The organism is Psychrobacter aestuarii, assembly GCF_904846035.1.
Taxonomy (GTDB): domain Bacteria; phylum Pseudomonadota; class Gammaproteobacteria; order Pseudomonadales; family Moraxellaceae; genus Psychrobacter; species Psychrobacter aestuarii.
Genome location: NZ_CAJGYT010000001.1, coordinates 2,240,888 through 2,265,006, shown reverse-complemented (window position 1 = coordinate 2,265,006; position 24,119 = coordinate 2,240,888). Strand labels below are relative to the sequence as shown.

Here is a 24,119-nt window from a genome sequence, read left to right as displayed (position 1 = left end):
AGCCATGCTACCATGACTGGGCTTTTTGTTGCCGCATCGACGCTACAGCCTACCTATGACTGACCAGACCCCGCCTCTTTCTTTATCGTCTATTGCGATCACGCGCCTAGATGACCAGACCCTCTATGCCAGCGCCGAGCTTGCGCCCATAACACCGCGCATATTTTTGCAGTGGCGTATACCCTTTATTTATCACTTCCTTAAGCAAGCGCTATTGGGCAGTACATGGCAATACCTGCCAGCAGTACAAGACGCACGAACGCGGGCGCGCCAGATACGGCAGCGACAGCGTCTAGGGGTGCGTGCCTTGCTGCATCATTTGCTGGGTACGCTCGGCATTGTCGATGCGCTCGACGAGCAGCGCTTTCCGTATCGCTTGGTAAAGACAGGCAAGTATGTGTGCTTTAGCCATTCCCAGACCTGCGTCGCTGTGGCGTTATCAGACATGCACCCTATTGGCATTGATGTCGAGACACAAGCGATTGATTGGCGGGTGGCAAAGCGCTTTTATCACGCAGATGATGTGCGTCAGCTGCAACGCCTGCCGATAGATAAGCGCGCTATGGTCAGCCTGTGGCTGTGGCAAATCAAAGAAAGCTTTATTAAAATTCATCAATACACACTCGCGCAAGGCTTGGGCGTACATTATGCTAACTTGGTTGCCGCATTGATTGCTATTAGTGATGAACCAACCACTCCTGTCAGCATTACACTAGACAGCCATACCGTACACCTTGCACATACCCCAAGTATTACGGTGGTCTATAAGATCGCTCATTGAATCATTTGTTTAGCGAACGTCCCGACGCCAAAAATAACGCGCAAAAAAAAAGCGACCCAAAAGGTCGCTTTTTTGTATCACCAGAAGGTGTTACCTGTCGTTACTTAGAAACGGTAAGTCGCGCCTAGTTTAACGATTGGCATCCACTCTAGGTAATCTTCATCTTCTAGCTCTTGCTTGATTTTTTGCTCAGCCAATGCACCGCTTGCGCCGTTAGCATTTACTTTAGCAGAAGTTTTACCTAGGTATGCTGCACCTAGCTCGCCGAATACACCGAAGTTGTTGGTGATGTTTGGACGGAAGCCGATAGTTGCATAAGGTGCTAGCTTGTTGCGGTGTTCTAGTTCAGCAGTTACGCCGCCAACGTTGGTCAAGTCACCACGAGTTGGGTCAAGATCTGCGTCAGCGTCTGGCGTACCTACGTAGTAACGTGCGCCGTCTACTGGGTAGTAGCCGTTGTCGCCTGCGTCACGAGCATTTGCAGTCGCAGTGATGTCGTTATCAGGAACGATGATACCAGCACCCATAGTGAACCAGTTGGCTGCTGGACGTAGCTGTACGCCCATGTATGGGTTGCTAAAGTCAGTGTCTACTTCGTAGTTTACGTCGTTAGCATCAAAGTCACCGCCGAATAGGTCAGCAACGTCGCCACCTGCCCAACCTGCTTGGATTTCAGTTTTGTCGTTTAGGCCCCAAGCAAGGTTAGCGCCGTAACCCAGTGTACCCACTTCAGCGCTGATGGCTGCTGGATGCGTTACTGTGTTAAAGAAAGTCTTGGTGCCACCAACAACAGCGCCAGTAGTGTTACGAACAACGCCAGCATCTTCATTGTACTGATAGCCAGTGTTTGCGCTAGTGGTGGTGTATGCCATTGGCTCTGCGTCATATGAATCATCAACCATTACTACAGGTTCAGCAGCCAGTGCTGCAGTTGATGCCAATACAGCTGCCGATACAGCGGTCAATTTAATCAATTTCATGGTAGTGCTCCTCAAATATAGAACAATATGTCCAAAAACGGTAACGTCTTTTTCGCTTCAGTTTTAAACGATTACCTTATGCAGCAGATTAAACCAAGTTTGCGGTGGAAAGTCACGCATCTAAGTGGTGATTTTATTTGCCGTTGTGTAACCATTGCAGGCATATTGTAAGGATTAATGCACAATCTAAAACAATGTCTCTTTGCTGTTAACTGCTCATTATTCTCTTACCGATAAGGCACGTAATATCATGGGGTTACTTACTTATAGTCTGCTTTTTTGTGGCAAAGATTTGAGCAAATGTGTCTGTATTCTTACCTACAGTCAAGCGTTACAAGCGGTATACGCATAATAGGCGCAAATGACCGCCAATCGGGCAGCGCCGTAATATTTAGACATACTTTTTTTGCAAAATACGCTTATGTTACGTTGTTTACTAAAGACGTACACAGCAGCAGCCTTTAATTGTACCCTGCGGCGCTTTTTTAATACGAGTAATAAAGGATGGGCGTCATTAGCATTGGGCAAACTGGGCAAGGTGTCGGTGTAAGACATACTCGTATAGAGTTTGCCTATGTTACCAACTGCATAAAATACCCTGTCCCCTGCTCTACATAGCAACACCACTGTAATACGTCTCATTTTTTATGCGGTGTTACTACATGGCTTGTTGTATGGCAGTTATTGCGGTTTGGGCGCGCTATCGCCGTACATCTCGCGCATGACTTTTTTGTCGTGTTTGCCAACGGAGGTCTTGGGCAGGGTATCCACAAATTCAAATTGGCTCGGAATGCCGTATTTAGGAATGATGCCGCGACTGACCGCTTGCTCGGCCACTTCGATAATGTCCTCTGCTGTGGTGTCTTGGTGCGTTGGTTTGAGCACGACAAGTGCTAAAGGGCGCTCGCCCCATTCTTTATCGCGCACACCGATCACCGAGACATCAGCCACCGCAGGGTGCAAGGATAAGATGGTCTCAATCTCAAGTGACGATATCCATTCCCCGCCCGATTTAATAACGTCTTTTAGGCGGTCAGTGATTTTAATCACGCCATCTTCGGTGATATAGGCAATATCTTGGGTGTGCATGTAGCCGTTTTGCCACAGCTCAGCGCCTTTGTCTGGGTTTTTAAAATAGCTTTGCGTAAGCCACGGTGCGCGCAGTACCAGCTCCCCAGTGTTGCTCTCGCCCACGCGCGCTTGCGTGCTGTCCTCACCCCACACCTGCGCCTCAACCATAAGCACAGGCGCGCCCGTCATGCAGCGGCGGCTGATATCTTCATCGGCTGTTTTTTTAGGCTCATCGATAGAAAAGGCGCTCAGACTGATAAGCGGTGCGGTCTCTGACATGCCATACCCTGTGTAAATTTCGATACCTTGTGCCAACGCTGTGGTTGCTAAGCCTTCGGTCAGTCTTGAGCCGCCGATAATCATTTTTAAACCCGCAAACTGCGTATCGCGCGCGCCTGCCGCTTCAAGCAGCATTTGTAAAATGGTCGGCACACAGTGGGTAATCGTCACCTGCTCACTCACAATCAAATCAAGCAAGCGCTCAGGAACATAGCGTCCAGGGTAGACTTGTTTTAGACCAATCATCGTGGCGGTATAAGGAAAGCCCCACGCGTGTACATGGAACATAGGCGTCATCGGCATGTACACATCACCATAGCTCACGCCTTGCTTGTCGGGGAGCATACCGAGCGAAGCGGCCTCTGCCATGGTGTGTAGCACCAGCTGGCGGTGGCTAAAGAACACGCCTTTGGGGTCGCCTGTCGTACCTGAGGTATAAAACGTGGTGGCGATGGTGTTTTCATCAAAGTCAGGAAACTTAAAGCTGTCCTTAGCGGCATCGAGCAGCGCCTCATACTCACCCACCAGACGGGTTTGTGACGCATCAAAAACGCTGTCCGCCGTCACGCCATTGTCATCAAGCCAAATGATGTGCTCAATGCTCGAATTGTCAAACTGATAGTCTTTGACCAGCGGCGCAAATTCAGAATTGAGCATCAGCACCTTGGGCTTGGCATGATTGATGGTATAAAGGACTTTTTCTGGCGAGAGGCGAATATTGACAGTCTGCAAAATATATTGTGACATCGGCACCGCAAAGTAGGATTCAAGATAGCGGTGGCTGTCCCAATCCATCACCGCCACCACATCACCCGCCTCAAGATTCAGACCTGCCAGCACGTTTGCCAGCTTTGCGATACGCACAAAAAAGTCAGCATAGCGAAAGCGCTGTTTGTCAGCATAAACGATTTCTTGGTCAGCAGACGCGACTTTGGCGCGGTTGAGCAGTTGTTTGATTAATAAAGGATAAGCGTAGGCGTCAGGCGCACTGTCGTACATGATGGACATGGGGCAACTTCCTTGTGTGGGCAGTATAAAAATAACGCGACATCATTGTCATCTGCTAAAAAGCCGTCATGTCTTGATGGTAGGGAAAAACAAATGTGAAGTAAAGCGAAGATATGGGGCGTCTGTGCCCTGAGGCGTTCGCCATTTTGTTTAGGCGAAGATTTGCTTGGCTTGCGATGCTACTGGCAGTGTCTGTATTTTTTGTGCACTGCCAGCGCGTTTATAATGAATGTATCCTACGTCGAGCGCTTGGTTTTTATCATGCCAAAGCTTGCAATCAACAGCGCCAGTGTCTGCACGATTAACAGCAAAATGACCGTTCCACGCCAGCTGCCCGCCGCATACGCCAAACCACACGCCCAAGCGCCTACCGTACCGCCTGCGTAATACGCCATATAATACAGCCCTGATGCCAGCGAGCGCCCTGTTTTGACATTGACCGCGATGTAGCTGATGGTCGCAGACTGTGTGATAAATACCCCTGAGGACATAATCGTCAAGCCAACGACAATGCCCCACAGCGGCGTCACTTGGGTCAATAGCGCCCCACACATCGACATGATGACCGCAGCACAGACGGTACGCGCGGCGCCGAAGCGCTGTAATAAGCGGGTCGATAGCGGCGTGATAATCACCCCAATCAAATATACCGCAAAGATATTGGCCAGTGCGCCTGTACTGAGATTGTAGGGTGCTTCTGCCAAATGCAAATTGATAAAGGTAAAACAGCCGACCAAGGAAAACAGCACACACGCCCCAAGCAAGCAGGCAGTCACCACATAGCGGCTGGTCAAATGCGCGCCAAGGGTCTGTATGGCTGAGCCAAAGTTGGCATTAGGCACAAAGCGGCGCGACTGCGGCAAAGCCTTGGCAGCCCACGCAGCACCAATCAGCGTCATCACGCCCATCACATAATAGCCATTGCGCCAGCCAATCAGCTCATGCATGTGCCCAAGCAAAAAGCGCCCCATAAAGCCGCCAAACACCGTCCCTGAGACATAAAAGGACATGAGGCTGGTCAGCGCCTTCCCTTCAAACTCCTCGCCCACGTAGGCGATGGTCACCACCGTAATGCCAGGAACCGACAGCCCCTGCAAAAAGCGCAGCACACCCAGCCAGCCAATACTTGGACTTAAGGCAATCAGCGCAGTAGGAATGGCTAAGAACAAGAGCGCACCCACGATAAAGGACTTGCGCCCTATCGCATCTGAGAGCATGCCCAAAAACGGCGACATCAGCGCAATCGCCATCACTGTCGCACCCACCATCATCCCCACCTGCACTTCGGTGGCTAAAAAATCGACCATCAAAACGGGCAAAATCGCCTGAATAGAATACACCTGCAAAAAGGCAAACATGCCAATCATGCCGATGGTCAATTTGACAATCCACGAAGGGTTGGGGGCTTGGTCTTGGGGGGTCGAGGGGTGCGCGGCGGTATTAGAATGTTTCACAAGGCAACTGACTGTATGGCACGTCAAGACGACGTTTGGGTGAAAAAAAACAGTCATGCAAGGCATCACTGACCGATAAAGCAGCTTGCCATCATAGCATATCTGTCAGATTTCAGTAGCTTGCGTGCTGACTGTAACGTGCGCCGCAACAATGCATCGCACAAAATCAGTGGTCGCTGGGCGCAAATACCTGCACCCAGCGCGCGTCATCTAACGCTTGTACATTATGCCGTGCCTGCCTTTATGCTTGAATGGCGGCAGAGAGCTTAGCGGCGATATCGCTAAGCGCGCCATGGTCAGCACTGGTGCTGGCGTGTTTGCCCAGCTCGTGTACATTGGTCGGAATCAAGTGCATGTGGTAATGGAATATCGACTGCCCTGCTTCTGCGCTGTTGAGCTGTAGCTGCACGATGCCGGTACGGTTGAATACCTCGCGCTGCGCCTGCATGACTTTTTTGGCAGTGGTCATCACCGCAGCGGCATCCTCAATCGGCAAATCACTCAACTCAACCGCCGCTGTCTTCGGTACGATAAGCACATGCCCTGTCGCTTGCGGCATGATGTCCATAAAGGCTAGCGTCTTATCATCTTCATAGACTTTGTGGCATGGAATCTCACCGCGAATGATTTTAGCGATGATGTTGTCATTATCGTAGCTTGGGGATTGGGCTTGTTCGCTCATCAAGATGTCCTTATAAAAAACAGATAATAAAAAATTATTGTATGGGTGGATAATTTTTTTGACCGCGTTACATCTTAGCACGCATTACTCAAGCGCCCCATATTGCCACAAACGATACGCATAAAAAAAGCAGACCCAAAGGCCTGCTTTTTATCATCTGTCGTCGTGCTCGTCTTACTGGTTAATCACGTCCACACCTTTTGGTGGGGTGAATTTAAACTGGCTGCTGCTGATGCTTGGGTTCAGCTTAATGTTGTTAAACTTGATTGAGGTGGTTTGACCCAATGAATCGTTTAGCACCATCATCACAGGTTTGCCGCCGCTAAAGCTGACCGATAGGCTCTTAAAGCTGGCATCGCCTGATTTTGGATACAACACATAATAGTTTTTGCTGTTGTACGGCTGCGTGATTTTGAAGTTTTTATCAATCTTGCTTGGGTCACCTGATAGCAATAGCGCTGGCGTGTTGCCCACTTGGTTGTCTACCTTTTGCTTGGTGACTTGCTCTAAATCTTTGTCATACACCCACAGCGCGTTACCGTTGGCGACAATCAACTGCTCTGATGGCGACTTGGTTTCCCAGCGAAAACGGTTTGGACGCTGGACATTCATGGTGCCCTTAAACGTGCCGTTTTTTGCGCCTTTGGTGGTTTGGGTAAAGTTGGCGGTCATGCTCTTAGTATTGGTCAATAGGCTGTTCAAGCGCTTGGCTGCGACCATATTGTCAGCGGCAGCAGCATTGGCACTCTGAGTCATCGCTGCCATAGGCGCTGCGACACCGATAGTGGTCATCAATACACCGGCAAGCGCGCCACTCATTAGTTTTTGTTTTACTGTGCTGTTGGTTGATACCGTCATGATAATCCTCTCATCTTAAAAAAATAAATATACAACAATCATCAATAGTCGATGGCAGCATTTAGGCTGCGGTTTGCTTTTTTTGGCGATGCCTATTGTCTTGTCATCTGCTTTACTAACATCTTGTTTATCATAAATAAGTTTATGATAAAAAAAGACTTTTAATAAAGCTATCGATAATAAACAGGGCACCTGCCAATCGATAAGCACAGTGTGCCAGCTTTTTTATTACGCGCCTAGTCTTCAATTGCAATCATTACTACACGCCTGATACAGCCTTGTAACGGCAACCTATCGGCGCTGACTTGGGTATTCATATCGACTTTTGTTGCTTAATATACGGTGGTGTATAAAAAAACCTTCACAACCGAAGTTATGAAGGTTTTATCAATAAATGCCGTTAATCAGCAGGCATTTATTAGTGGTGCTTATGCACTCTCTACGCTCACGTAGCGACGGTTGAATTTGCCTTTGGTTGCAAATTTAACAACGCCGTCATTTAGCGCGAATAAAGTGTGGTCACGACCCATGCCAACGCCTTCGCCTGCGTGGAACTCAGTGCCGCGCTGACGTACGATGATGTTGCCAGCAACAACGGCTTGATCGCCGAATACTTTTACACCAAGCATTTTTGGGTTTGAATCACGACCGTTACGAGTCGAACCGGCAGCTTTTTTATGTGCCATGAGAAAATCTCCTTGTTAATGTGAGTATCGCGGTGCGATATCGTTAAAGCCTAATGGCCAATACCAGAATACAGTATTTCTTAAAATACGATATTGTCAGATATTAAGCGTTGATGGCTTTGATTTTTAACAAGGTGTACCATTGGCGGTGACCTTGCTCTTTGTGGTAATGCTTACGACGGTTGTGCTTGATGATGCGAACTTTTTCGCCGCGACCATGCTTCACTACTTCCGCTTCAACGCTTGCGCCTGCAACGACTGGCTGACCGATTTTTACGTCATCGCCGTCAACGATCATCAATACGTCTTCAACTTTAACGGTATCGCCGGCTTCAGCTTTTAGTAGTTCAACTTTCAATAGCTCATCAACAACAACGCGATGCTGTTTGCCACCACTTTTGATTACTGCGTACATGATATGACTCCGCTTAACCCGTGTGCCGTGGCTGATATGATACCAGCGCTTCATCAACGAACACGACAGGGAAAAATTAAAGGCAAAATTTTACGTCTTTTTGCTGATAAAATCAAGCCAGCAGCCCGCTTTTTGCCGAAAACAACAGTAAAAACATCCCGTTACCGCGCTTGGGCTCAGCTTTATCGGTATTTTGTGTGCGTATGCCAGATTCGCGCCGCGCTTGGATAAGGGCTATGCTATTATGAGCGCCTGTTGGGGCTGCCTTTATTTGGCTGTATGCCGCCCTACCGATTGTATTCCTTTTTCTCTTTTTGCCATTTTTTTGATTGTGACGATATATTTATGACCAGTACCCCATTATCTCGCCCATCGACCGCGCCAACGTCTTTAAGCTATGCCGATATCCAAAGCATCGTTGCTGATGATTTTGAGATTATGGACAAGCAGGTGTTCGGCAGCCTAAACTCAAAAGTGCAACTGGTGATGAGTGTCTCGCAGCATGTGATTAATGCAGGCGGCAAGCGCATGCGCCCACTAATCACCTTGCTCTGCTCGCGTATGCTAAACGATGTGCCGTCCAAAGAGGCGATGCATCTGGCGGCCATCACCGAGATGCTGCACACTGCGACCTTGGTGCATGATGATGTGATTGATGAGTCGGGTCAACGCCGCGGTAAGCCAACTGCCAATGCCACGTGGGACAATGCCACCGCGGTACTGGTCGGGGATTATCTGATTGCACGGGCGTTTAATTTGCTGGTCGGCTTTCAAAGCCTGCCGCTGTTGCAGCTGTTTTCAGACGGTACGTGTGACATCGCTGAGGGCGAAGTATTGCAGCTCCAGCATCAGCACAACCCCAGCGCGACTGAGGCGGATTATCTTGCCATTATTGATGGCAAGACCTCGCGTCTGTTTATGATGGCGACGCAAGGCGCGGCGATTTTGCAAGACAAAACTGAGCATTTGGATGCGCTTGCCGATTTTGGGCAGCATTTTGGCAATGCTTTTCAAATCATTGATGACGTGCTCGACTACAGCGGCGATAGCGAAGTGATGGGCAAAAACTTGGGCGATGATTTGGCAGAAGGCAAGCCTACCTTGCCAACGATTAAGGCGTTAGCGCTGCTCAAAGATAATGACACAGTAGGCTTTGATAAACTGCGTATCGCGGTGCAAACGGGCAAGACCGATGACGCGGCGGCGCTGATTGCCTTGGTACGTGAATCAGGCGCGCTAGAATATTGCCGTACGCGGGCACTCGAAGAGACGGCACTGGCACAACAGGCGCTAGAGACACTGCCTGACAACCAGTATCGCCAAGGCTTGTATCAACTGACCGAGCTTGCCAGCGCGCGCTTGGTATAAGCGTCGCCAGACTGCGCGTATTTATATCGCCACAAGCGGTGTCATCGGTAAAGGTGATGCCGCTTTTTGTTATAGGCAGCGCCATGATTTATAGTGTACATAAGCACTCACTATTCTGATTTACTATGCGCAGTTACCGCATAAATTTAGCTGTCCGCCTCTCTAAATATTCACGTTTGTTTCATCCTATCCGCTGCCTTAGAAGCAACGATTTTTAAATCATTTTTAAACAAAACTAAACCTTTCATCAGCGCCTTATAGCATATCTAAACGTGTAAATAGGTTGAACAAATTACCTGTGACCGCGCTACTTGCATTTATTTGCAATTTTTCATTGCAAAAAGTCTCATTTTGAGTACAAAGCACTTTTTTACGCCATTTTGGCTCCCTACCCCTATGAAATACGCGGCAAGCAGACACTTATAACAAAAAATAACAATCTTTTGCCGCATAAGTTATTGCAAAGTTTCTCATTCGTTTGTTCGTGTAACGCCTTTGTTATCAGGGATGACTACACTATTCCTTATATCCTTGTCAATATCGTGGCGTCCAGTCCTTTTTATAACGGCTTGACTGTGGGGTATACCCTATAGTTTATAATAATCGTTTTTCTTTGATGCATTTTTGTTGGGCATGGGTGTCGTACGCTTTATGTCGATTGCCGTATTGGGCAACGCCGAGCAATTTTTTTGCACCCACTCTGCGATGTGACCTCAAACTACAAATTGAACAGACCATCACTATTTATTTTATAAGATTACCGAGGACATTGATGAAGCACTCTTATCTTGCGCTTGTAATAGCATCTGTACTTTCTGGCGCGGTATTGGTCGGCTGTAGCAGTAAAGACGACGACGCAGAGGCCGCCGCTGCCGCGCAGCAAATGCCGCCTGCGGTGGTCAACGTCCAGACTGTCAGTTTTGAGACTGTGCCTCAAGTACAGACTTTTTCTGGGCGCACCGCCGCCTATCAAACCGCCGATGTGCGTCCGCAGGTCAGTGGCATTATTGATGAGGTGTTGTTCCGCGAAGGCAGCGTGGTGAAGAAAAACCAGCCGCTATACCGCATCAACCCTGACAACTACACTGCCTCTATTGCCAATGGTGAGGCGGCGGTACAGCAAGCGCGTGCCAACTATCAGACGGCGCTGGCGAACAGAGCCAACGCACAGGCTGAAATCGCAAGCCAGCAAGCGCAGTTGGCACAAGCACAAGATGACTTAGCACGTATGGAAAAACTGGTCGCCATTGATGCCATCAGTGACCAGCAGTATGAGCAGGCAAAAACCGCAGTACGCACCGCACAGGCAGCAATAGCCAGTGCGCGCGCCGCTGCAGGTCAAGCGCAAGCGGGTATCGAGAGCGCCAAAGCAGGTATCGAAAGCGCCCAATCGACCTTGAGCGCCAGCTCTCTGGATTTAAACCGCACCATCGTGCGCGCACCATTGACAGGGCGTACGGGTCGCTCAGATGTAACCGCAGGCACGCTGGTCAGCGCAAGCCAAGCCGACCCGTTGGTGACCATCTCTCGTCTTGACCCTATTTATGTCGATATCAGTCAATCGTCCTCTGATTTGCTCAAGCTGCGTGAGCAAATATCAAAAGGCGATGCCCAAGCAGGTGTGAATAGCGTTGAGCTGGTACTCGAAGACGGCAGCGTCTACCCCGTTCGTGGGCAGCTGGCGCTCTCTGAAGCCAGAGTCGATGAGTCTACAGGCGCAGTGACCCTACGCGCAGTATTCCCCAATAACGGTAACGTCTTGCTGCCTGGTATGTACGTGACCGCGCGCTTGACCCAAAGCGTCTTGACCAACGCCGCTTTGATACCGCAAAGCGGCATCATCCGCTCACCAAAAGGTGAAACCCAAGTGTATGTGGTGGACAGCAACAACAAAATCCAAATACGTCCCGTCACGGTCAATGGCACTTATGAGGGCAAATGGATTGTCACCGACGGTCTAAAAGCAGGTGAGCAAGTGGTCATCATCGGTGGCGCTAAGGTCAAGCCTGAGCAAGAGGTAAAAGTAGCGCCGTATCAAGAGGACAGCGGCAGTGCAGGCGCGCCGAGTGCCAGTGCTGCAAGTGCAGGTGCGCCCAATGCCAAGACGCCACAGCAAGCGCAAAAGGCCATGCAACAAGACGATAACGACACCGCAGGCGCGAAATAACCTCATTTAAAGCCAGTAAAGACTTAGGGATTTACCATGTCACGTTTTTTTATTCATCGCCCTATTTTTGCATGGGTCATGGCGATTTTGGTCATGCTCATCGGGGTGATATCGGTACTCAACCTACCGATTGAGCAGTACCCGCGCATCGCGCCGCCGACCATCACGGTGAGCGCCGCCTATCCAGGTGCCAATGCGCAAACGGTTGAAAACTCGGTGGTACAGATTATCGAGCAGCGCATGAAAGGGCTCGATGGTCTGATGTATATGTCCTCCTCGAGTGCTTCAAACGGCAGCGCCTCAACGACGCTGACTTTTGAGAACGGTACCGATCCTGATACCGCGCAGGTACAGGTGCAAAATAAATTGCAAGCGGCAATGACCTCATTGCCAGAATCAGTACAGCGCCAAGGGGTCAATGTTAATAAGTCCTCCAGCAGCTTTTTGATGGTACAAGCATTCATCTCTGATGGCAGCATGGACCGTAACGACATCGCCGATTACATCAACTCCAACGTGGTGGACCAAATCAGCCGTGTCGAAGGCGTGGGTAACGTACAGGTCTTTGGTTCAGCGTACGCCATGCGTATCTGGCTCGACCCTGAGCGCCTGCGTGGTTATAGCCTGATGCCCTCTGACGTGGTCAGCGCGGTATCGGCACAAAACGCGCAAGTCTCAGCAGGTCAGCTCGGGCAAGCGCCTGCCGACACCGACCGTCAGGTCATCAGTGCGACAGTAACGCTACAAAGCTATATGCAAACGCCTGAAGAGTTTGAAAATATTTTATTAAAAACCGACAGTACAGGCGCGCAGGTACGCTTGGGCGATGTCGCTGATGTCGAGATTGGCAGTGAAAACTACAGCGTGGTCTCGCTATATAACGGCAAACAAGCCGCGGGTATGGGTATCAGCCTTGCCGCAGGTGCCAACGCGCTAGAAACCCGTGAAGCGGTCGAAGCGCGTATGGCGGAGCTGGAGCAAAACTTCCCAGCAGGTCTAAGCTCAGTCGTTCCTTATGACACCACGCCCTTTGTCAAGCTGTCTATCGAGCAGGTCGTGAAAACCCTGATTGAAGCGATTGTGCTGGTCTTTATCGTGATGTTCATATTTTTGCAAAACTGGCGCGCGACCATCATCCCTACCCTTGCCGTTCCTGTGGTCTTGCTCGGTACGTTTGCGGTACTGTATATCGCAGGCTTTAGTATCAACGTGTTGACCATGTTTGCGATGGTACTGTCCATTGGTCTACTGGTCGATGATGCCATCGTGGTGGTGGAAAACGTCGAGCGTATCTTGGAAGAAGATTCGACCATCTCAGTCAAAGACGCCACCATTCAATCGATGGGTGAGATTAGTAAAGTCGTTATCGGTATCGCGCTTATTCTATCGGCGGTATTCGTACCGATGGCGTTCTTTGGTGGCTCGACGGGTGTGATTTATCGTCAGTTTGCCGTTACCTTGATTACCAGTATGGTGCTCTCAGCCGCGGTGGCGCTTGTCTTTACCCCTGCGCTTTGTGCCACTTTGCTAAAACGCAGCAAAAGCCATGACAAGAGCAATATCGACACGCAAAAAGGCTTTTTTGGCTGGTTTAACCGCAGTTTTTATAAGGCGAGCAGCTCGTACGAACGCTTTGTTGGCAAGAGCTTTCGCTTTAAGTGGCTTTACCTGATTGGCTATGCCGCCATCATTGGTATCATGGCGCTGATATTTTTGCGCATTCCTGGCTCATTTTTACCCGAAGAAGACCAAGGCATCATGCTGACCATCGTGCAGCTGCCCGCAGGTGCGCCGATTAACGACACGCAAGAAGTGCTGGATAAAATCGACACTTATTACCATACGCAAGAAAAAGACAACGTCGCCTCAGTCTTTACCATCGCAGGCTTTAGCTTTGCTGGTCAAGGGCAAAACATGGGTCTTGCCTTCGTCCGTCTAAAAGACTGGGACGCGCGTACTGGCGATGACAACACCGCGCAAGCGATTGCAGGACGCGCGATGGGCTACTTTGTCACGCAGCTGAATGAAGCGCAAGTCTTTGCCCTAGTACCGCCCGCCATCACGGAGCTGGGTAATGCCAGCGGCTTTGATTTGATGCTCCAAGATGTGGGCAATATCGGGCACGATGGTCTATTAGAAGCCCGTAACATGCTCTTAGGCATGGCGGCGCAAAGCGACCAAGTGACCCAAGTCCGTCCAAACGGTCAAGAAGACGCGCCGCAGCTCAAAGTCAATGTCAATCAAGAACAAGCCGCCGCTTATGGCTTGTCTTTATCGACCATTAATAGTGTGATTTCAACGGCGTGGGGTTCAGGCTATATCAATGACTTTATCGACCGTGGTCGCATCAAGCGCGTGTACGTGCAAGGTGAGCCAAGCAGCCGTACCAACCCAGAAGACTTGGGCAAATGGTACGTACGTAACGATGTTGGCAATATGATTTCGTTCGATGCGTTCTCAAGCAGTGAGTGGGAGATGGCGTCACCGCGCTTGACCCGTTATAACAGCTTGTCATCGATGAATATCCAAGGTGAGGCCGCGCCTGGTCTCAGTAGTGGCGATGCCATGACCGCGATGGAAGACATGATTGCCAAATTGCCTGAGGGCGTCGGCTATGAGTGGACAGGTCTGTCATTAGAAGAGCAAAAGTCAGGCGCACAAGCGCCGATGCTGTACGCCATCTCGATTTTGGTGGTGTTCTTATGCCTAGCCGCGCTGTACGAGAGCTGGTCTATCCCCTTCTCGGTACTGTTGGTCGTTCCGCTTGGGGTCTTGGGGGCTGCGGTGTTTACGTGGCTGCGCGACTTTGCCAATGACATCTACTTGCAGGTGGGTCTATTGACGGTCGTTGGTCTGTCCGCCAAAAACGCGATTTTGATTATCGAATTTGCCAAAGACCACCAAGAAGAAGGCTACAGTCTTAAAGAGGCTGTGATGACCGCCGCACGCCAGCGCCTGCGTCCCATCATCATGACCTCGCTTGCCTTTGGTATTGGGGTTGTGCCATTATTCTTGGCAAACGGCGCAGGCTCAGGCAGCCAAAACGCCATCGGTACCAGTGTCCTTGGTGGGGTGATTAGTGCCACCTTGCTGGGTATTTTCTTTATTCCTATGTTCTATGTTTGGGTGCGGGGCATCTTCCCGCATCATTATGATAAGCCGCCAAAAGACGACGACGCTTATCAGCCAGCCAGTTTTGGAGACAACACACGATGAGTTTTCGTTCCTTTTTTCAGCCGCGCGCCGTTCAGTCAAGCGTTGCGGTTGCTCGCCTACGTCCGTCTTTGGTACGCCCAAGCCGCATCCTTGCACTGACCGCGCTTGCCGCCAGTATCAGTGCTTGTAACACCATTCCAAAGGCCAATAATACGCCTGTATTGGCACAGCCAAACGTGCCTATCAATCAGACGTATGAAGCCTATGACGCCAAAACCGTCAGCACAGGCGCGCAGCCGAGTATTGCCGCCACCCGCTGGCAGAGCTTTTATAGCGATGAGCGTCTCAAGGCGCTGATTGCCATGGGTCTTGATAACAACAAAGACTTTGAAAATGCCCGTCTCGCCATCCAAAAAGCGCGCGCGCAGTATCAAATCACGGACATCAATGACTTGCCGACCATCAACGGTACGGCAGGCTATACACGTCAAGGTCAAAACTCAAGCAGTAACAGCAACTATAATGTCAATCTGGGTCTGGCAAGCTATGAGCTGGACTTTTGGGGCAGAATCGCCAGTCTAAAAGACCAAGCGCTACAGAACTTTTTGGCGACCACAGCAGCCAAAGACGCGACCCAAATCAGCCTTATCAGTAATATCGCGCAAAGCTACGCCAATCTCAGCTATGGCGCAGCCCAGCTGCAACTGGCGCAAGCGACCGTCAAAAGTCGTGAGCAGTCATTGTTCATTGCCAATGAGCGCTTTAAAGCGGGCGTCGATGCCAAGCTGCCTTCACTACAAGCCAGCGCAGCGCTTGATAACGCCAAGCTTTCGGTACTGAGCGCCCAAAGCACGGTATTGACCGCGCGTAACGCCTTGCAATTTCTTGTAGGTACGCCGATTCCAGATGAGCTGTTGCCTGCGCCGCAAGTCAGCAACATCGCCAGCGAAAGCATCTTTAATGCCGGTCTGCCAAGTGAGCTGCTGCGCTATCGTCCTGATATCTTGCAAGCGGAATACAGCCTAAAAGCAGCGGGCGCGAATATCGAAGCGGCGCGCGCGGCCTACTACCCCACCATCAGTCTTGCCAGCAGTGTGGGTATCAGCAGCAGCAGTTTGAGTGATTTGGTCAGCAGCAATGCGGTCGGCTGGTCGTTTGGCCCGAACCTGAGCATTCCGATTTTTGATGCAGGGCGTTTGGACGCCAACTATGAAGTGGCGCAGATTGAACAAAAACAAGCGCTCAGCAGCTATGAAAAAGCCATCCAATCGGCATTTAGAGAAGTCTCTGATGTGCTGGCCACCCGCAGTACGCTCGATGAGCGCTTAAAGGCGCAGTACCGCTTGCAGGACAACTACGAGCAGACCTTTAACATTGCCAACGCGCGCTTTAAAGCGGGTCTGGACAACTACTTGGACGTGCTTGACGCGCAGCGCTCGCTGTTTGCGACCCAGCAAGGTATTTTGGATTTAGAACTGCAAAAACTCATCAGCCAAATCGAGCTGTACCAAGCGCTCGGCGGCGGTGCCAACCTTGACATCCCAACCGCTATCCCAACGCCGCAGTACACCAACTTGGCAAATCTGCACACCGCGGCAACCAGTAGCGAAACCAAAGCCGCCGAAGCTGTCAAAGCGGCAAGCTCTGCGCGCGTGGTCAGCGTACCTGAAGCCATCGCTATTAAATCAGACACGCCTGTGACTGAAGTGTCCTTTGACCCAGAACAAGCGGTCGATATCAACAACGATGGCAATGCTGATGCGGCGGTCGGCACATTGACCAAAACTACCACGCAGCCGTAAGCAAATGGGCTGATTGTCTACCCCAAAAAGCCTCACCCACGGGTGGGGCTTTGTGCATTTTTGGTTATCACAGTGCCTTTGCTCAGCAATTGGGTCTATGATGTGCCTGCTTGTCTTTTTTATAAGAACTTTTATAAGGATTGATTTATGAGCTATACCTTTAACCGTCAATTTCCGCAAACTCGCCTGCGCCGCCTGCGCTATAACGACAATGTGCGCGCCATGATTCGTGAAGTCGAGCTGCACCCCAAGCACTTTATCGCGCCTGTGTTTGTCTTAGAAGGCAGCAACCAACGCGAAGCCATCAAAAGCATGCCCGGCGTCGAGCGTTTATCAATTGACTTACTAATTAGCTATGCCAAAGAATTGCTTGCCGAAGGCGTGACCACCATCGATATCTTCCCTGTCGTTGATGGCAGCCTAAAAACCGCCAATGGCGAAGCGGCGTATGATGCCAATGGGCTTGCGGCGCGTGCCGTTAGCGCGCTCAAAGACGCTGTGCCCGAAATGGTGGTGATGACCGATGTGGCGCTCGACCCCTACACCTCGCACGGTCAAGATGGCTTGCTCGATGATGACGGCTATGTGGTCAATGACGCGACCGTCGAGGTGCTGGTCAAGCAAGCCCTCGTTCACGCCCGCGCTGGCGCAGATATCATCTCACCGAGCGACATGATGGACGGGCGTATCCGTGCCATGCGTGATGCTTTTGAAGCCGAAGGCTTTGCCAATACTGCAATCATGGCGTATTCAGCAAAATACGCCTCTGCCTACTATGGTCCTTTCCGTGATGCGGTCGGTAGTGCTGGCAACCTCAAAGGCGGGCACAAAAAACAGTACCAAATGGACTTTGGCAACCGTGCCGAAGCGCTGCACGAAGTGGCGATGGACATCAACGAAGGCGCAGACATGGTGATGATCAAGCCAGGTCAGCCGTATCTTGATTTGATTCGTGAAGTCAAAAACACCTTTGGCGTGCCGACCTTTGCCTATCAAGTCTCAGGCGAGTATGCGATGCACATGGCGGCGATTCAAAACGGCTGGCTCAGTGATGCGGTGATTTTGGAGTCCTTAATCGGTTTTCGCCGTGCAGGCGCAGACGGCATCTTGACCTATTTTGCCCTAGAGGCCGCGCGTCAGTTAAACAACGCGTAAGCACACGCTAAGCAACAAAAGCGTCAACGGCTGGGACATCAATGCTTGATTTCCCAGCCGTTTTTTTGTGCCTACCGCGTCAATAAACCCCGCCGACAACCCCGCATCCGCGCCCAAAAGTCTTTGATTTTGCTTTATAATGGCTGCGCCGAACCAACCCCATTTGATTAATGACTGTCCATACCACTGATTGCTCACGCGCTGCCCGTGCTGCGGTGCGCTCATCGTTTTTTTGCTTATGCTGTAGGTTTACTTATGAGTCAACTCAATCCCAAACAACAAGAAGCCATGCTCTATGTGTCAGGACCGCTGCTTGTACTGGCAGGTGCAGGCTCAGGTAAAACGTCGGTCATCACCCGCAAAATTGCGTATCTGATTGAAGACTGCAACATGCCCGCCGAGCGCATCACCGCCGTGACCTTTACCAATAAGGCGGCGCGCGAGATGAAGGCGCGTGTCGGTAAGCTATTGCCCAGTGAAAAAACACGCGGGCTGACGGTCTCAACCTTTCACCAATTTGGCTTGCAGTTTTTGCGCTATGAGCTGATACACACACCGCTAAAAGGCAACTTTTCAATCATGGACAGCGACGACAGCAAACGCCTCTTGATGGAGCTGATGATGCGCGACAATTTAAGTGGCGCAGAGAGTCGCGAGCTGGTGGGCAAAGCCATCAAGTTTATCTCCGATTGGAAAAACGACTTGGTCGAGCCAGAAAAAGCCGCCGATACCTTAGAAGACCCTGAGGACATGATTTTTGCTACGCTGTATGCTTTATACGAGCGTAATTTGCGCGCGTATAACGCGGTGGATTTTGATGATTTGATTGTCTTACCGACCAAAATCTTGCGTGAAAATCGTGAGCTGCGCGACAAGTGGCAAAACCGTATCCGCTATCTGCTCGTCGATGAGTATCAAGACACCAACACCGCGCAGTACGAGATGATTAAATATTTGGTCGGTCCAGAAGGTCGCTTTACCGTGGTCGGTGACGATGACCAGTCGATTTACGCATGGCGCGGCGCAAAGCCTGAAAACATGGCACTGCTTAAAGACGATTTTCCTAAGTTAAAAGTGGTCAAGCTTGAGCAAAACTACCGCTCGACCAGCCGCATTTTGACCGCAGCCAACGCGGTGATTGTCAATAACGAACACATCTTTGAAAAAAAGCTGTGGTCAGACAAAGGACACGGCGAAAAAATCCGTATCATCAACTGCCGTAACGATGATGACGAAGCCGAGCGCGTGGCAAAAGAAATCGTCACTCACAAACTGCGCTTTGGTAATGAATGGGAGCAATACGCCGTCCTTTACCGCAGTAACTTTCAGGCGCGTATGTTAGAGGCGCAGCTGCGCCAAATGCAAGTGCCGTATAAGCTCTCAGGCGGTCAGTCGTTTTTTGCGCGTAGTGAAATCAAAGACATCATGGGCTATCTGCGCTTGATTCTAAACCCCGAAGACGACAGTGCCTTTTTGCGTATCATTAATACGCCAAAGCGCGGTATGGGACCTGCGACCCTTGAAAAGCTCGGGCTGTTCGCGCAAGAGCACAGCGTGTCTTTGCTTGCCGCCTGTACGCATGGCGGCTTGGGGCATGTGTTGCCGATTAAGGCGTACAGTACGCTTAAAGAATTTGGCGAATTTATCGAGCATTATACCCGCGAGCTTGACCAGCACCCCGACCCTGTGCCCATCGTGCGGCAGATGATTGATGAGACGGGTTATATTGACTTTGTGCGCGGCGATGCCAAAACCCCGCAACAAGAAAAAAACCGCCTTGATAATATCGAAATGCTGTACAGCAGTATTCAAGCGCTGATCAATCACGCGGATGAGGATGACGAGCGCACCATTGATACTATTATTCGTAAGCTCGTACTCCTTGATATGCTCGAGCAGCAGCAAGAAGAAGAAAACACCAACAAGGTGAATCTGATGACCTTGCACGCGGCAAAAGGCTTAGAGTTTGATTTTGTCTATATCATGGGCTTAGAAGAAGAGCTGCTGCCGCACCGCAACTCGATACTCAGCGAAACCATTGAAGAAGAGCGCCGCCTGATGTATGTGGGCATTACCCGTGCGCGGCGCGAGCTGACCTTGACCCTCGCCTCTCAGCGTCGCGGCGGTGGTCAGATGCGCGTGACCTCGGAATCAAGATTTTTAGAAGAGCTGCCCGAAGACCATATCGATTGGCCTGCCAAAGCCAAAAAAGCCAAAGCACAAAAAGACCCTGCGGCGGTCGCGGATGAGTATCTAGCAAACATCCGCGCCATGCTCGGCAATCGCTAAGCGCTGTTGAAACGTTTTGATTTAAAGTAAATGCGCTGCTTGTTGATGTGATTTTTGGGTACTTTTATTTTTTAAGTGCCTCTATTTTTTAAGAACTGTTTACGTGATTGCTTATCTGATGTGATTACTGATTTTATTGATAAATTTTGGAGTGATTATGCCAACTGCCACACCCCCTGAGCGCCCAACCACGCTACAGGGCGATTACAACCCTTTAGAATATAGCGCCGAATATAAGCTGATATATCTACAAGGGCTGGTGGCAGATGACGCATACGCCGCCATTACCGAGTTTTTGGCGGCGCAGTCCAAATATGAGATTGCCAACCTTTTAGAGTCGTTCCCCGCCCAAGACCGTGAGCTGATTTGGGCGCAAGTGCCTGAGCATCTCAAAGGTGAAGTGCTGGCTGAGCTTGAGTATGACATCCGTCAGCCGTTGATGGAAAACATCACGCCCAAGCAAATCTCCTTATTCACCCAAGACCTTGACGCGCAAGACATCTCCGAGATTCTAGATACCGTGGACGATACGGTGCGCAGCTCGGTGATGGCGACGCTTGATGAAGAGACGCGCATTCAGGTCAATAAGCTCGACACCTACGAAGACTGGGAAGTCGGCAGCTACATGGACCCTGACATCATTCAGGTGCATGACAACATCAGCTTAGGTCAAGTACAAGACTGGCTACGCGGTAATGAAGACTTGCTCGATGACCAAAGCCAAGAGCTGCTGGTCGTGGACAATGCGCAGCAGCTTTTAGGTTTGCTCAGTTTGGTCGATTTGATTAAACATGAGCAACATGAGATGGTCTCAAGCTTTATTGACCCTGCGATTGCCATTAATGACCGTATGGATATTCAAGAAGCGGCATCGATTTTTCGTTCTGAGGACATTCGCTTTGCGCCTATCATTAATATGCACAATGAGCTGGTCGGACAGCTAAACGCCGAGGACATCATGGAGATTATCCAAGATGATGTCGACAGCACCATGAAAAGCTTAGCGGGTGTCAGCCAAGATGAAGAGCTGTTCGCGCCGATTTTGACCAGTGCCAAAAGCCGTAGCGTGTGGCTGGGGATTAACCTTGCGACGGCGCTGCTCGCCGCGATGGTGATTGGGCAGTTTGAAGCGGTGCTGGCAAAAGTCGTTGCGCTGGCAGTACTGATGCCCGTGGTCGCCAGCATGGGCGGAATTGCAGGCTCGCAGACACTCACGGTGGTGATTCGTGGTTTGGCAATGGGTCAAATCGGGGGTTCAAACCGCTGGTGGCTGTTTAATAAAGAGATGTGGGTCGGCGCAATCAATGGCGTTATTTGGGCGGTGATTATGGGCGTCATTGCGCAGTTGTGGTTCCAAGACATCAAAATCAGTCTGGTTATTGCCTGCGCCATCGCCATCAATATGACGGCGGCAAATGTCTCAGGTATCGGTATCCCGCTGATGCTAAAACGCATGAATATCGACCCCGCCCTATCTGCGTCGGTCATCTTGACCACCGTCACCGACATTGTCGGTTTCTTATCCTTTTTAGGACTTGCCAGCGTGTTGTTGCTATAGAGCGCAGACGCTGATTCGATACACACGGATTACTTGCTTATGCGTCCGACAAGCGGTCATTCGGCGTCTTTTTTGTGTTTATCAATTGTTTATTTCCATCCGTTTTACCATTTTCTAGGTGTATTATGAAAACTGTACAAGTAAAAGTATTAAATCCAAAAATCATGGAAGATGCGGCATTTTCTTTGCCCACACGTGCCACCGATGGCTCGGCGGGTATTGATTTGCGCGCCTGTATTGACGCACCTTTGACCATTAAAGCAGGCAGTACGCACCTTGTGGGTACGGGTCTGGCGGTGTATATCGACAATCCTGATTATGCGGGCATGATTTTGCCGCGCTCAGGACTTGGACACAAGCACGGTATTGTCCTTGGTAACTTGGTCGGTCTGATTGACGCCGATTATCAAGGTGAGCTGATGGTCAGTATTTGGAACCGTAGCGATACCGACTTTGTATTGGCGCCTGCCGAGCGTATGGCGCAATACGTGATTGTGCCTGTGGTGCGTCCAGAATTTGAGGTGGTGACAGAATTTAGCGAACAGAGCGCACGCGGTGCAGGCGGCTTTGGGCATTCTGGTCGCCAGTAGCCAACCATTAAGGAGGGGGTAATGCCAGCCTTTGCCGCTCAGCATTCTTTATTTCGTGCTTATGATATTCGTGGTGCGCGGCAGTATTTTACCTCCGATTTTATCGATGCATTAGGGCGTGCGTTTTGCGCGTTATATCAGCTTGAGCCTACTAATCCTCGAGCGCGTGTGGTCATCGGCTATGATACCCGCCACGGCAGTCAGCACATTGCTGATGCGCTCACCCGCGTTCTGGCATCGTCGGTGCAGGTGATTCGCCTTGGACTGATTACCACACCGATGATGGCGTTTTGGGCGGCGCGTTATGAGGGGCACGGCATTATGGTGACGGCGAGCCACTCGCACAAAGACACTTTGGGCATCAAGTGGATGCACGCGCATCATTCACCGAGCAGTGAGGCTATTTTGGCAATGCGTGATGCGTTGATGGTCACGCCACAGCTGCCCGTAGCGCCGCTGACTGAACTTACCGCGCATATCGTCACGCTACCACCTGCTCAGGTCATCGACACCTACACCCAAAGCCTGCATCAAGTGCTGGCAGACTTAGCCGATGCGCGCTACCCAAGCGCACCATCGGGCATACCTTCTATACTGTCCAGCAAAGCCGCAACCACACACCCTGTATCCTTATTTGACATGACGGTCGTGGTCGACTGTATGCATGGCGCCAGCGGACGGGTGGCAGCTGCGGTGTTTCAGCGCTACTGTCGGCAGGTATTATTGCTCAATGAGACGCCTGATGGCGACTTTCCGACAGGCAACCCTGACCCCACTGAGCCCAACCGCCTTGCCGAGCTACAGCAAACGGTCATCTTAAACCGTGCCGATATGGGTCTGGCGTTCGATGGTGATGCCGACCGTTTGATGGTGATTGACAATAGCGGCAAGCTGGTCGCGCCAGACCACTTATTGTATTTGCTCGCGCACATTGCCATTACCGATCGCCCCGTAAGCCAGCATGTCCCCAAGGTCATGTTCGATGTCAAATGCGCCCATCATTTATCTACTTTACTGCTGGCTGAGGGTGCAGAGTCGGTGATGAGTCGCACGGGCAGCAGCTTGATGCGTCAACATCTACAAGCTGACCCTGACTGCGCCGTATTCGCAGGGGAGCTGTCAGGGCATTTTATTTTTAATGATGGCTATTTTATGGTGTATGACGACGCCCTCTATGCCAGTTTGCGCTTGCTGTTTTGGCTGGCTTACGCGCCTGCCTACGACCCGATTGCCAATATGCCGCGCCAGACATTAGACGTATGGGGCGCACCGCGTACCAACCCGCAGCGCCAGTTGACCGACATTACCGAGCATTTGCCGCGACTGGTCAGTACCGCTGACCATTATTTACCGATGCCGACCATGCACCAAGACAGCTGCTCTATCGTCGAGCACCTCACCAGCCTATGCCAGTATCTACAGCACGACCATGCAGCGTGCGCGACCATGACTTCAGCGGGGCAGCATGCCGATACCTGCTGCTGTCTTGCCTCGGCAAAGGCCGCTTTTGATGACAGCGCGGCTGAGATATTGCCCAAAGACACACGCATTTGCTGTATTGATGGCATCCGCCTCGACTTTGCCCGTGGCTTTGGTGTTTTGCGCCAATCAAATACCAGCCACAGCCTGACCGTGCGCTTTGCTGGCGACAGTGCGGCGGATTTGCACTCAATTCAGGCGCGCTTTGTGCGTTTGTGCCAGCCGTTTAATGCTGAGCTGGCCGCGCAGATTGCCACCATTGATGCCACCTAAGCCGCGCCCCTGCCCACCAATGGGTGCGCTTATGCTACTATTATCGACCGACTGTTTAAGGAGCTTTT

The 24,119-nt window shown here is 50.8% G+C and carries 18 protein-coding genes; 10 read left to right on the top strand and 8 right to left on the bottom strand.

Annotated features, from left to right (window positions below; all coding sequences use genetic code 11):
- Positions 1–55 precede the first annotated feature (55 nt).
- Complete coding sequence (locus tag JMW05_RS09735) at positions 56–781, top strand: 4'-phosphopantetheinyl transferase family protein (protein ID WP_201505069.1); 726 nt, start codon at positions 56–58, stop codon at positions 779–781.
- Positions 782–885: 104 nt separating this feature from the next.
- Here JMW05_RS09735 and JMW05_RS09730 read toward each other — a convergent pair whose 3' ends face one another.
- The 7 genes from JMW05_RS09730 to rplU all read right to left on the bottom strand — a co-directional run bounded on the left by JMW05_RS09730 (position 886) and on the right by rplU (position 8,214).
- Complete coding sequence (locus tag JMW05_RS09730) at positions 886–1,761, bottom strand: hypothetical protein (protein ID WP_201505068.1); 876 nt, start codon at positions 1,759–1,761, stop codon at positions 886–888.
- Positions 1,762–2,442: 681 nt separating this feature from the next.
- A complete protein-coding gene (locus JMW05_RS09725) occupies positions 2,443–4,119 on the bottom strand; it encodes a fatty acid--CoA ligase (protein WP_201505067.1) in 1,677 nt (558 codons plus the stop codon).
- A gap of 236 nt (positions 4,120–4,355) precedes the next feature.
- Positions 4,356–5,486 (bottom strand): MFS transporter, encoded by a 1,131-nt coding sequence (locus tag JMW05_RS09720; protein WP_265090613.1) that lies wholly within the window; start codon positions 5,484–5,486, stop codon positions 4,356–4,358.
- Positions 5,487–5,814: 328 nt separating this feature from the next.
- Complete coding sequence (locus tag JMW05_RS09715) at positions 5,815–6,255, bottom strand: HIT family protein (RefSeq protein ID WP_201505066.1); 441 nt, start codon at positions 6,253–6,255, stop codon at positions 5,815–5,817.
- 174 nt (positions 6,256–6,429) lie between these two features.
- Positions 6,430–7,113 carry an outer membrane lipoprotein chaperone LolA gene (lolA, locus tag JMW05_RS09710; RefSeq protein WP_201505065.1) on the bottom strand — a complete coding sequence of 228 codons (684 nt, stop codon included), beginning with the start codon at positions 7,111–7,113 and terminating at the stop codon, positions 6,430–6,432.
- 428 nt (positions 7,114–7,541) lie between these two features.
- Entirely contained in the window at positions 7,542–7,799 is a 258-nt protein-coding gene (gene rpmA, locus JMW05_RS09705; RefSeq protein ID WP_199506753.1) for a 50S ribosomal protein L27, read from the bottom strand.
- Positions 7,800–7,902: 103 nt separating this feature from the next.
- Entirely contained in the window at positions 7,903–8,214 is a 312-nt protein-coding gene (gene rplU / locus JMW05_RS09700) for a 50S ribosomal protein L21 (protein ID WP_201505064.1), read from the bottom strand.
- A gap of 345 nt (positions 8,215–8,559) precedes the next feature.
- Between rplU and JMW05_RS09695 the strand changes: the two genes are divergently transcribed.
- The 5 genes from JMW05_RS09695 to hemB all read left to right on the top strand — a co-directional run bounded on the left by JMW05_RS09695 (position 8,560) and on the right by hemB (position 17,862).
- Positions 8,560–9,582: a polyprenyl synthetase family protein gene (locus tag JMW05_RS09695; protein ID WP_201505063.1), complete on the top strand. Its 1,023-nt coding sequence runs from the start codon at positions 8,560–8,562 to the stop codon at positions 9,580–9,582.
- A gap of 772 nt (positions 9,583–10,354) precedes the next feature.
- The gene (locus tag JMW05_RS09690; protein ID WP_201505062.1) at positions 10,355–11,749 is read left to right on the top strand and encodes an efflux RND transporter periplasmic adaptor subunit; all 1,395 of its coding nucleotides are present in this window, start codon (positions 10,355–10,357) and stop codon (positions 11,747–11,749) included.
- A gap of 36 nt (positions 11,750–11,785) precedes the next feature.
- Positions 11,786–14,965, top strand: coding sequence for an efflux RND transporter permease subunit (locus JMW05_RS09685; RefSeq protein ID WP_201505061.1), 3,180 nt, complete (start codon positions 11,786–11,788; stop codon positions 14,963–14,965).
- Positions 14,962–16,707, top strand: a complete 1,746-nt coding sequence (locus JMW05_RS09680; RefSeq protein WP_201505060.1) for an efflux transporter outer membrane subunit — start codon at positions 14,962–14,964, stop codon at positions 16,705–16,707. Before JMW05_RS09685 ends, JMW05_RS09680 begins: the two co-directional genes overlap by 4 nt.
- Before the next feature lie 147 nt (positions 16,708–16,854).
- Positions 16,855–17,862 carry a porphobilinogen synthase gene (gene hemB, locus JMW05_RS09675; protein WP_201505059.1) on the top strand — a complete coding sequence of 336 codons (1,008 nt, stop codon included), beginning with the start codon at positions 16,855–16,857 and terminating at the stop codon, positions 17,860–17,862.
- On the opposite strand, the gene JMW05_RS09670 is transcribed toward hemB, so the two are convergent.
- A complete protein-coding gene (locus JMW05_RS09670) occupies positions 17,848–18,087 on the bottom strand; it encodes a hypothetical protein (protein ID WP_201505058.1) in 240 nt (79 codons plus the stop codon). The two genes, hemB and JMW05_RS09670, sit on opposite strands and share 15 nt — an antisense overlap.
- A 30-nt stretch (positions 18,088–18,117) precedes the next feature.
- Here JMW05_RS09670 and JMW05_RS09665 point away from each other — a divergent pair, with 30 nt between their 5' ends.
- From JMW05_RS09665 to JMW05_RS09650, 4 genes are all read left to right on the top strand, one after another.
- Complete coding sequence (locus JMW05_RS09665; RefSeq protein ID WP_201505057.1) at positions 18,118–20,151, top strand: UvrD-helicase domain-containing protein; 2,034 nt, start codon at positions 18,118–18,120, stop codon at positions 20,149–20,151.
- Positions 20,152–20,308: 157 nt separating this feature from the next.
- Entirely contained in the window at positions 20,309–21,709 is a 1,401-nt protein-coding gene (mgtE, locus tag JMW05_RS09660) for a magnesium transporter (protein WP_201505056.1), read from the top strand.
- Positions 21,710–21,834: 125 nt separating this feature from the next.
- The gene (gene dut / locus JMW05_RS09655; RefSeq protein WP_201505055.1) at positions 21,835–22,299 is read left to right on the top strand and encodes a dUTP diphosphatase; all 465 of its coding nucleotides are present in this window, start codon (positions 21,835–21,837) and stop codon (positions 22,297–22,299) included.
- A gap of 21 nt (positions 22,300–22,320) precedes the next feature.
- Complete coding sequence (locus tag JMW05_RS09650; RefSeq protein WP_201505054.1) at positions 22,321–24,051, top strand: phosphohexomutase domain-containing protein; 1,731 nt, start codon at positions 22,321–22,323, stop codon at positions 24,049–24,051.
- The last annotated feature ends 68 nt before the right edge of the window (positions 24,052–24,119 follow it).